General features: G+C 36.3%; 12 protein-coding genes and 2 pseudogenes. 11 read left to right on the top strand and 3 right to left on the bottom strand.

Annotated elements, in window-relative coordinates:
• Window positions 1-184 precede the first annotated feature (184 nt).
• From ACFQ3N_RS01115 to ACFQ3N_RS01060, 10 genes and pseudogenes are all read left to right on the top strand, one after another.
• Window positions 185-634, top strand: a pseudogene (locus ACFQ3N_RS01115) (branched-chain amino acid ABC transporter permease); the annotation flags it as partial.
• The gene (locus tag ACFQ3N_RS01110) at window positions 618-1,391 is read left to right on the top strand and encodes an ABC transporter ATP-binding protein (RefSeq protein ID WP_390358732.1); all 774 of its coding nucleotides are present in this window, start codon (window positions 618-620) and stop codon (window positions 1,389-1,391) included. The pseudogene ACFQ3N_RS01115 and the gene ACFQ3N_RS01110, both read left to right, overlap by 17 nt.
• Window positions 1,384-2,085, top strand: a complete 702-nt coding sequence (locus ACFQ3N_RS01105) for an ABC transporter ATP-binding protein (protein ID WP_390358730.1) — start codon at window positions 1,384-1,386, stop codon at window positions 2,083-2,085. Before ACFQ3N_RS01110 ends, ACFQ3N_RS01105 begins: the two co-directional genes overlap by 8 nt.
• Window positions 2,086-2,203: 118 nt before the next feature.
• Complete coding sequence (locus ACFQ3N_RS01100; RefSeq protein ID WP_390358750.1) at window positions 2,204-2,929, top strand: (Fe-S)-binding protein; 726 nt, start codon at window positions 2,204-2,206, stop codon at window positions 2,927-2,929.
• Between the two features lie 8 nt (window positions 2,930-2,937).
• Window positions 2,938-4,359: a LutB/LldF family L-lactate oxidation iron-sulfur protein gene (locus tag ACFQ3N_RS01095; RefSeq protein ID WP_390358728.1), complete on the top strand. Its 1,422-nt coding sequence runs from the start codon at window positions 2,938-2,940 to the stop codon at window positions 4,357-4,359.
• A 4-nt stretch (window positions 4,360-4,363) separates the two neighbouring features.
• Complete coding sequence (locus ACFQ3N_RS01090) at window positions 4,364-5,065, top strand: LutC/YkgG family protein (protein ID WP_390358726.1); 702 nt, start codon at window positions 4,364-4,366, stop codon at window positions 5,063-5,065.
• A gap of 144 nt (window positions 5,066-5,209) precedes the next feature.
• Window positions 5,210-6,086, top strand: a pseudogene (locus tag ACFQ3N_RS20435) (IS91 family transposase); the annotation flags it as partial.
• 158 nt (window positions 6,087-6,244) lie between these two features.
• Window positions 6,245-6,334: a putative holin-like toxin gene (locus ACFQ3N_RS01070; protein WP_390358748.1), complete on the top strand. Its 90-nt coding sequence runs from the start codon at window positions 6,245-6,247 to the stop codon at window positions 6,332-6,334.
• Window positions 6,335-6,549: 215 nt separating this feature from the next.
• Window positions 6,550-6,741, top strand: coding sequence for a hypothetical protein (locus ACFQ3N_RS01065; protein ID WP_390358720.1), 192 nt, complete (start codon window positions 6,550-6,552; stop codon window positions 6,739-6,741).
• A 225-nt stretch (window positions 6,742-6,966) separates the two neighbouring features.
• On the top strand, window positions 6,967-7,305 hold the full coding sequence (locus tag ACFQ3N_RS01060; RefSeq protein ID WP_390358718.1) for a hypothetical protein: 339 nt from the start codon (window positions 6,967-6,969) through the stop codon (window positions 7,303-7,305).
• A gap of 13 nt (window positions 7,306-7,318) precedes the next feature.
• On the opposite strand, the gene ACFQ3N_RS01055 is transcribed toward ACFQ3N_RS01060, so the two are convergent.
• A complete protein-coding gene (locus tag ACFQ3N_RS01055) occupies window positions 7,319-7,810 on the bottom strand; it encodes a hypothetical protein (RefSeq protein WP_390358716.1) in 492 nt (163 codons plus the stop codon).
• 506 nt (window positions 7,811-8,316) lie between these two features.
• Between ACFQ3N_RS01055 and ACFQ3N_RS01050 the strand changes: the two genes are divergently transcribed.
• Complete coding sequence (locus ACFQ3N_RS01050) at window positions 8,317-8,823, top strand: DoxX family protein (protein WP_390358714.1); 507 nt, start codon at window positions 8,317-8,319, stop codon at window positions 8,821-8,823.
• Window positions 8,824-9,050: 227 nt separating this feature from the next.
• On the opposite strand, the gene ACFQ3N_RS01045 is transcribed toward ACFQ3N_RS01050, so the two are convergent.
• On the bottom strand, window positions 9,051-9,242 hold the full coding sequence (locus ACFQ3N_RS01045) for a hypothetical protein (protein WP_390358712.1): 192 nt from the start codon (window positions 9,240-9,242) through the stop codon (window positions 9,051-9,053).
• A gap of 48 nt (window positions 9,243-9,290) precedes the next feature.
• Window positions 9,291-9,614, bottom strand: coding sequence for an ArsR/SmtB family transcription factor (locus ACFQ3N_RS01040; protein WP_390358710.1), 324 nt, complete (start codon window positions 9,612-9,614; stop codon window positions 9,291-9,293).
• Between the last annotated feature and the right edge of the window lie 71 nt (window positions 9,615-9,685).

The raw sequence follows: 9,685 nt of genomic DNA, 5'->3' as shown, positions 1-9,685 counted from the left end.
CTAATTCGATTAAATTCCCGGTTTGGTGTATTAATTCGTATAATTTTGATATAATATATTCCATGAAGAGGCCTCTTTCTAAATGTATTTTGCCTGTCACAGCATACATTTTATGATAGAGTGCCTTTTCTTTTTTGGCTAGGAATTAATATCAAATTCCCCCGAGAACTATTTTACACATACGGTAGGAAGGGCATTTGGTGCTATTAAAATGGATGAAAATGCAGCGCGCGCGATGGGAATCAATATCACGTACTATAAAGTGTTAGCTTTTACTCAAGGGGCATTCGTCGCCGGATCTGCAGGAGCTCTTTATGCACATATTACTGCATACATTAGTCCATCTGATTTTGACTATCACCGTGCCATCGAAGGTTTAATTTTCGCTGTTTTTGGTGGAAGTGAAATTATTTGGGGGCCTATTTTTGGAGCAACCATCCTAACGGCTTTGCCAGAGTTATTGCGGGGAGTAGCAGAATACCGATATATGTTTTATGGAGTTATCCTAGTTGCAATGATGGCCTTTAGACCCCAAGGGCTAATTGACTATCAAGTCGTAAATAAACTGAGTAAATTACGAAAAAAGAAAATAAATGTAGAAAAGGAGGAGGACACTCATGGTACTGGAAATTAACACCATTTCCAAACGGTTTGGTGGAGTCCAAGCTTTGATGGATGTCTCCTTCCAGGTCAAGAAAGGTGAAGTTTTGGGTTTAATTGGTCCAAATGGGGCTGGTAAAACAACAATGTTTAATATCATCACATCCATGTTTCCACCAACATCTGGAGAGGTAGTTTTTCATAATCAAGATATAACAAATATGAAATCTCATGCTATAACAAAAGTAGGAATTTGCCGTACATTCCAAAATATACGATTATTCCCAGAAATGACAGTTTTGGAAAATGTAACAGTAGGGCAACATTGTCGCTCACGTTCAGGTGTATGGTCCGGCTTTTTTAAAACAAAATCGCAAAAAACAGAAGAGGAACAAATTCGTTCAAAAGCTCTAGGATTGTTAGAGTTAGTTGGCCTTGAAGAACACAAAGATACATTCGGGGAAAATTTAGCATATGGTCAACAACGTCGTCTTGAAATCGCCCGTGCGCTCGCTAGTGAACCGAGTCTATTATTACTAGATGAGCCAGCAGCAGGGATGAATGAAAAAGAAACAAATGATTTATTTGATCTTATCCAAAAGATTAAACAATTAGGAGTTACCATATTATTAATAGAACATGACATGCCACTAGTAATGCGAACTTGCGACCGAATCGTAGTACTCAATTTTGGCAAGAAAATTGCTGAAGGTATTCCAGATGACATTAAAAATAATCCTGAAGTAGTGGAAGCTTACCTCGGAAAAGAGGAGGAAGATGAATTTGCTTAGTATTAAAAATGTTAATACGTATTACGGTAATATCCAAGCATTAAAGGATGTTAGTATTAAGGTACCTGAAGGGGAGATTGTCAGTATATTAGGCTCAAATGGCGCAGGTAAAACGACGACAATGAAAACAATTACAGGGATGCTAAAACCAAAATCAGGAAATGTAACTTTTTTAGATGAGGATGTTACTTTTTTAGAGCCTCATCAGCTTGTTGAAAAAGGGATTGCTCTAGTTCCTGAAGGGCGAGAAATATTAGGTGGCATGAGTGTGTTGGAAAATTTAGAAATGGGGGCATTTCATCGAAAAGATAAAGAAGTTAAAAACGATATAGAAAAAGTAATGGATCGCTTCCCTATTTTAAGAGAACGTAAAAACCAATTAGGAGGAACGCTCTCTGGTGGACAACAACAGATGCTTGCAATAGCTCGAGCACTTATGTCAAAACCAAAGCTTCTTTTATTAGATGAACCGTCCATGGGTTTAGCTCCTTTAGTGGTTCAAGATATTTTCCGAATCATCCGAGAAATTAACAAAGAAGGAACAACCGTGTTATTAGTAGAGCAAAATGCAAGACAGGCATTAAAGGTAGCTCATACTGCCTATGTACTTGAAACAGGTAAAGTTGTAAAAAGTGGCCTGACTAGTGAAATGATCAATGATTCAAGTATTAAAGAAGCCTATTTAGGGCATTAAATCGTAATTTAACTTTGGAGACTGTACTTTATTTTTGTAAATATGGTAACTCCGCCGTTCGTCTTAAGACGTTCAAAGAATCAGCAATATGGACTGGTTTAAAAAGGAGGGAGAAATTATCAGAGTCTCGTTATTTATTACTTGTTTAGTAGATTTGTTTTCATCAGATGTGGGCAAGGATACAGTGGAATTATTAGAGAGATTAGGTTGTGAGATTGACTTCCCTGAGACACAAACATGCTGTGGCCAACCAGCCTATAACAGTGGTTATGTGCAAAAGTCAATGGACACGATGAAACACATGATTACGACCTTCGAACATGCTGAATATGTAGTGGCTCCTTCAGGTTCATGTGTTAGTATGCTGAAGGAATATCCAACTTTATTTAAAAACGATCCCGTATGGGGTCCAAAAGCAGAGAAGCTTGCAAATAAATCGTATGAATTAACACAGTTTATTGTCGATGTTCTAGGTATAGTTGATGTTGGTGCAGAGTTTAATGCAGTTGCCACTTATCATACCTCTTGCCATATGAGTAGACTTTTAGGTGTGAAGGAAGCTCCTATGAAACTGTTACAACAAGTAAAAGGGTTAGAATTAAGGCCCTTAGCCCATTGTGAGGATTGTTGTGGTTTCGGTGGGACCTTTTCTGTGAAAATGGCTGCTATATCGGAACAGATGGTAAATGAAAAAGTCATGCACATCGAAAATACTGGAGCGGAATTGTTAATTGGCGCTGATGGTGGTTGTTTAATGAACATTGGTGGAAGAATAGACCGGCTTGGAAAAGAAATTAAAGTTAATCATATTGCACATGTGCTTAATCAGTCAAAACAGAGGTGATCAAGAAGATGAGTATGAAAATCGGGACAGATTCTTTTACTAATAGAGTTTCGGAAAGTCTTGAAGATACATTTATGCGTGAAGCTGTTTCTTCTGCTCAAAGTCGTCTCACTGGCGTTCGGGAACAAATGATAGAAGAACTTGGTGATTGGGAAGAATGGAGGAACTTGTCTGCGGCCATTCGGGAGCATACAATTGAAAACTTAGATTATTACCTTTATGAACTAAGTGAAAATGTTAGCAAACAAGGTGGGCACGTTTTTTTTGCACAAACTAAAGAGGAAGCAAATGATTATATTATGTCCGTCGTTGAAAAAAAAGAAGCAAAAAAAATAGTTAAATCAAAATCAATGGTGACAGAAGAAATTGGAATTAATCAAACGCTTGAAGCATCGGGTCGTGACGTAGTAGAGACAGATTTAGGGGAATACATTATTCAGTTAGCTGAAGATCCCCCTTCACATTTTTTAGCCCCAGCACTTCATAAAAACAAGGAGCAAGTTCGTGATGTGTTTAAAGAAGAAAGAAACTATGAAAACACATCAAATCCTGAGGAATTAACATTATTTGCAAGAGAACAGTTACGTCAAGAATTTTTATCAGCTGATATTGGAATAACAGGTTGTAACTACGCCATTTCAGACACGGGTACAGTTTCTCTAGTTACCAATGAGGGGAATGCCGAAATGGTAACGACTTATCCAAAAACACAAATTTCAGTGATGGGAATGGAAAGAATTGTCCCCACATGGAAAGAGTTTGATATCCTAGTAAGCATGCTAGCTAGAAGTGCTGTTGGTCAAAAACTATCCACTTACGTCACAACATTAACAGGTGCAAAGCGTGAAGATGAAGTAGATGGTCCCGAAGAATTTCATCTAGTGATTTTAGATAATGGACGGTCTAAGATGCTCGGATCAGAATTTCAGTCCGCCTTACACTGTATTCGTTGCTCAGCCTGTTTAAATGTTTGTCCAGTTTATCGACACATTGGCGGTCATGCGTATGGTTCTATTTATTCCGGCCCAATCGGTGCAGTGATTTCTCCTATTTTAGGTGGATACGAGGAAAATAAGGAATTACCGTTTGCTTCGACATTGTGTTCTGCGTGCACGGATGCCTGTCCAGTGAAAATTCCACTTCATGAATTACTGTTAAAGCATCGCCAAAATATTGTCGAAGAAGAAAATAAGAGTCCAGTTTCTGAAAAATGGGCCATGCAAGCATTTAAAATGGTCACAAAAAATAGTTCCTTGTACAACTTTAGTACAAAATCAGCATCCATCTTGTCCAAACCATTTTCAAAAGATGACAATATTTCAAACGGTCCTTTTTTACTTAAAGAATGGACAAAATCGAGAGAATTCCCCGCACCTTCAAATGAAAGATTTAGAGATTGGTATAAATCACGTGTGAAAGGAAAGGGGTAGAATGATGAGACAGACTGGTGAAGTGACAAATCGTGATTCTTTCCTACGTCATTTGTCAAATAAATTAGGAAGAAATGAAAAGAAGAAAAATGTTACATTACCGAGATGGGAAGAAAATCCTCAGTATGACGTATTAGAAGGCGCTTCCCAAAATGAGCTCGTTGAAGTATTTAAGCAAGCTGCAGAAAAAGTGGACGTAAATGTTTTTGAAACTACTATCAAGGATAGCGGAAAAACGTTACGAAAAGTGCTTCAAGACTATGGAGAGAGTGTAAGTATCAGAACAGACGATGAACGTTTTGAGAGATGTGGACTAACTCCAATTTTAGAGGAATACGGTACGCATGTATGGAAACCAAATGAAGAAAGTATCAAAATTGCGGAACAATCAGGTGTCGGTATAACGTTTAGTGATTATACGTTAGCTGAATCGGCAACTGTTGCGTTAACTACTTCTAGAGGTAAAGGACGTTCCGTAAGCTTGTTGCCTAAAACATATATTGCACTCATTCCTAAAAGCACTATTGTTCCGCGGTTGACCCAAGTTACAGATTTTATCCATACGGAATATCAAGAAACAAATGATATTTCGTCTTGTATTAAGTTTATCTCAGGACCGAGTAACAGTGCTGATATTGAATTAAGTTTTGTCGTTGGTGTACATGGTCCAATAAAAGTAACGTATATTGTTATTGAAGATTATTAGATTGATTATAGGGTAAGTTGGTTCCCTTTTTGGTAGATAGGAAAGTATAAAATTTTCTTATCTACATAAGTGCAACTAAGGCTTTCGCCATTAAGGCTTGGCGATAAGCCAAGTTTTCTAAGATTTTGGGGGTGAAGTAGACCTATGGATAAAAATATTCTTTGACGTCTTTTTTTGATCAACATAATAACTGGAGCAAATTCGTTTCCTTCGGCCAATCGTTTTGAAAGAGTCGTGAATGTGGTAATCCACAGAATGGATTTAAGCTTTTTGTTTGTGAAGGCTGTCATGATGTAAAACGAGTTCCATACCGTTGTAAGGGGAGATTTTGTACTACATGTAGTTGTGGTGAAACTGAGGAAGGGGGAAGACTCCTACAAGAGGAAGTACTTCAAGTGAATCATCGTCATGTTACTTTCACCATAGACTTAGGGACTCCGTGTTATCTTTTTGAAGCACCGTGAACTATTGAAAGATCTAATGGATGAAGCAGTAGGCATCATTTTGAATTGGTATAAGAAGAAATTTATAGTAACACCAAGTGTTATTGCTGGAATGCATACATTTGGTTCGCAAATGAACTTTAATCCACATGTTCATATGCTGGTTACTATGGGAGGAATGAAGAAGAACGGTCAGTGGAAGACGTAAGATTATATCCCCTTTACCATGTTAAGAAAACAATGGTAGATGGTGGTTCTCAAATTTATTCGTCCTCGGTTAACGGGAAATGATAAAAAGCAAATTCAACCATTAATACAAAAAGCCTATTCAAAAAATGAGAAGGCTTCTATGTGTATGCTTCAAAACAGAAAGGGAATGTAAAGAGGAGCAGTTAAAATATATTAGTCGTTATATTCGTCGACCTGCCATAGCTTTAGGGCGGATCGAGGAATATGATGGTGAATATGTGACATTCAAATATATGGACAAAATGGACGGGAAAGAAAAACGGGAAACAATTCCTGTAGAGGAGTTTATCGGACGTCTTATTCGCCATATACCAGATGAGAAATTCAAAAAATACGTTATTAGAAGAGAATTACGTTGAAAGTAAATATAGAAAAATAAGAGTGTATGTTCGCTTTCAGTTAGAGTGTGGTATACTACTTATAGATAATGTTCTTTTAGGGACGGGTCGGCTAACCCTTTTGTACAAAGGGGGTGATGCCTTTGAGCATGTATGAAGTATTCATGGTGCTGGGAAGTCTTGGTACCATGTTAATTGCATTGCTCGCCTTGATCATAACGTTGATCAATAGAAAATAGACCTTCCCTATTAGCCATAGTAAGTTTTTAGGGAGAGGTCTATTCGTTTAGAGTAGCCGATCCCTCTAGGGGAACCGCTTATCTTAGAGCCCAGTAACAGCTGGGCTCTTCTTAATGTATTTCTTATCTACATAAAGTATACCACAAGGATTGTTTTTATAAAACAGTTGAGTCGTAGCTCAGGCTTGTACCAATAAAAGTAGGAGGTTACAAAAGTGAAAAACAAACGAATTTCAAAATATATTATCGTATTGGTACTAGCTATTATAGTCCGGTTATTATTTGCAGTAGTTGCTCCAGCAGAAACCCAGCAATACATAAGCTTAGTTATAATAGTGCTAGCTATTGTTGCGTTCTTCACCTGGGATTATGTTGATGGGAAAAGAAGGCAAAAAAACGAAGATTAGCATGATAGATTTGAAGGAGGAGATTTGTTTATGTTTAATCATAAAAAGTTAGTAGGGTTTGTTGTACTTATAATTGGAGGGTTAGCTGGTTATATCCATATTCTGCACTTAGTATGAATAAATCGTTTTAGTAGTAGATCAGTACTTGGATGACTTGAACTATTTAATGAATGTTATGATAAACAGTCAAAAGAAAATAACCGCACAACACAGAGGATGGAATATATGCTTGATATGTACGAACAACCTTGGTTAAGGGAGAAAGAAACAGTTACTTTGAGCTATGAAGAACTCGATATCATTTTGTTTGATTTAAAAGCAGTACGAAAATCCTTATTAGATTTGGCTTTTGAAGAAGATTATGGGGAGCGAGCACAGGAATTTTTAAACATAACACTTGAGAGTATATTATCAATCGAAGACTCTATTTACACCATTAAGGAATCTGACTTACACTCAAGTAAAGCGCTTCAACGTCAATATGGTAATCTTCAGGGAAGTTTTATAGCCAATTTCATGTATTTTGATACATGTTATCAAGAATATATCAATGATGAACAATAAAGCTGTTCATCAACTAAAGCATAAAAATGACAATGATCAACAATCCACCCGTTACGTACAAGGAACGATGTAATGCATGCTTTTTCAGTTTACTATTTTTTAATATAACGGATACGACAAAAAGATAAAACAAGAAAATAAAGTAGACCATAAATACATACATAAGCCATCTTGCGTTTTCTGTCCATTCTAGAAGCGGACCGAATGTTCCTAGTGTAAGGAAAGCAACAATGGAAAGAAATCCAATAATAAATAATAGAGCAGGCATTTTACTCCATACAGCATGGTTCAGTAATGCTGGCTTTTTTTTAGATTGAAGATAAACCATAACATAAACCCAGCCAACTATTGCAGCGATAAACCCAGCAGTTAATAAAGATGTACCATTAACCGTTTCAGTTCCACTTGAGATAGCAAGTTCTCCACTTAATTGATCTGTGAAAAAAAGTAAAAGGCCTAAAAAAATAATAGCGGTGAATTGATAATAAGTCCATTTTGAAAGCATTGTAAGTACCACCTTTAGTTTTGTTATTCTGTTATAAGTGGATCATGAATGGGTGTTTTTTACAAGAATAGTACTTCTATCCGCTAAAAAGTTATTCGAATAATGATAGTCATTTGGGGGTAATGAAATGAACGAGCAATTAAATAAACCAAAAGGATTTGGCGAAATCCTTGATCAAATCTTTAGCATATCTAAAAATCACTTTCGGAACTTTTTCTGAATTATGTTTAAGTTGCCAAAGAAATCACTTGGGCCGTTCAGTACTGGTCCGATAAAACTAACCGGTATAGAAGTTTCGTTATCTTGTTCAATGCACCGTACATCTTCTAGTATATGAAGATTTTTTGCCTCTTCTTGAACACCTTTATTAGTCCATTCACAAATAAGCCATATCTTTGTTACTAAATTGTGAAATACTGAACAATATTATTTTCAAAAAGAAAAAACATGTTATTATATAACTGTAAGAGAGATACTTAATCAAATAACTTGAGGAGTTGGGTATCATGTTTGTAAAATTTCTTCGCAATAATAAGGTGATGGCTGGTGTTTTAGCATTTTTAAGAGTTTATATTGGGTATCAATGGTTGACTGCAGGATATGGTAAAATTACTGGTGGATTTGATGCAAGTGGTTATTTACAAGGTGCTGTAGCAAGTGCAGGTGGCGATCATCCAGCAGTACAAGGCTGGTGGGCTACATTCTTAGAAGCTGTAGCATTACCGAACGCAGAAATGTTTACATTCCTTGTTATGTGGGGCGAGTTCTTAGTAGGTATAGCACTTATTCTTGGTATCTTTACTAGTTTTGCAGCATTAATGGCAGTAACAATGAACTTCGCCTTCTTGTTCAGTGGTACCGTAAGTACAAATGCTCAGATGGTATTAATAACAGTGTTCCTTTTGGTAGCTGGATATAATGCAGGTAGATATGGATTAGATAGAAGGGTTATTCCTTTCTTAAAAGCTCACAATCCCCGTCAAAAAAACAGTAAAAAAGTTGCTGTAGCATAGATAAATAAAGAGCTGACTCCATATGGAATCAGCTCTTTATTTTTGCCTGTTTTCGTACGCATTGTTGCTTTTTCATGAAACTACAACGCAACAGCAATGTCGTGATTTTTGCACTGGGCAGTCGCTTTCCATGGACGGTAGTAGAGCACTCGTGTTTTCAAGTACGTCGCAATTTATATCTATTTTTCATAAGCAACAAACTTTACGAAAACAACCTTATTTTTATACTAACATGTAACACAGCAGCATGGTTCGGTTGGTTGTGTATTTCTTTTTGAGAACTTCTGTTTTAGTGATTTAACTTTTTTTAGAAATAAGCTTTCATGTTTGATTGAAGAAAACTTCCAGGCCTCTCGTGCTGCCTTTTCCAGTTCTTGTCTTTTCATCTTTGCCAGTAACTCGTATTCATAGTGAAACATAAAACCATCTCCTAATATCAATTTTTTTTGATTAACAAATGAAAATTTTTAGCAACTCGGTCTAAACAAACAGCACAGTTCCTCTGATAACAGATGATTGATTTCAATTTGATTTAACTTGTAGTAACTCCAAGTTCCTCTAGTGTCTTTGGTGATGATATTTGCATCTAATAATAATTTCAGGTGGTAGGACAATTTTGATTGAGTCATTTCTACTAACGGAGCTAGATCACAAACACACATTTCTCCCTTTTGAGTAAGTATATTCATAATTTGCAACCGTTTTTTATCTGCAATAGCTTTGAATTTTGCTTCATATTTTTCAAAGGTCTTTTCTGTTTCTATATCTTCGACTGTATTATTTAGTGTCATCTTGGCACCTTCTTCCTAAATCAATTTTATTTGATATATTTATTCTATATCTAAATTTTGTATAAGTCAAT

The sequence above is a fragment of the Virgibacillus byunsanensis genome (assembly GCF_042675965.1).
In the GTDB taxonomy this organism is placed as follows: Bacteria; Bacillota; Bacilli; order Bacillales; family Amphibacillaceae; genus Virgibacillus_R; species Virgibacillus_R byunsanensis.
The sequence above is the reverse complement of the archived record's forward strand: the minus strand, read 5'-3'. Positions and strand labels throughout refer to the sequence as shown.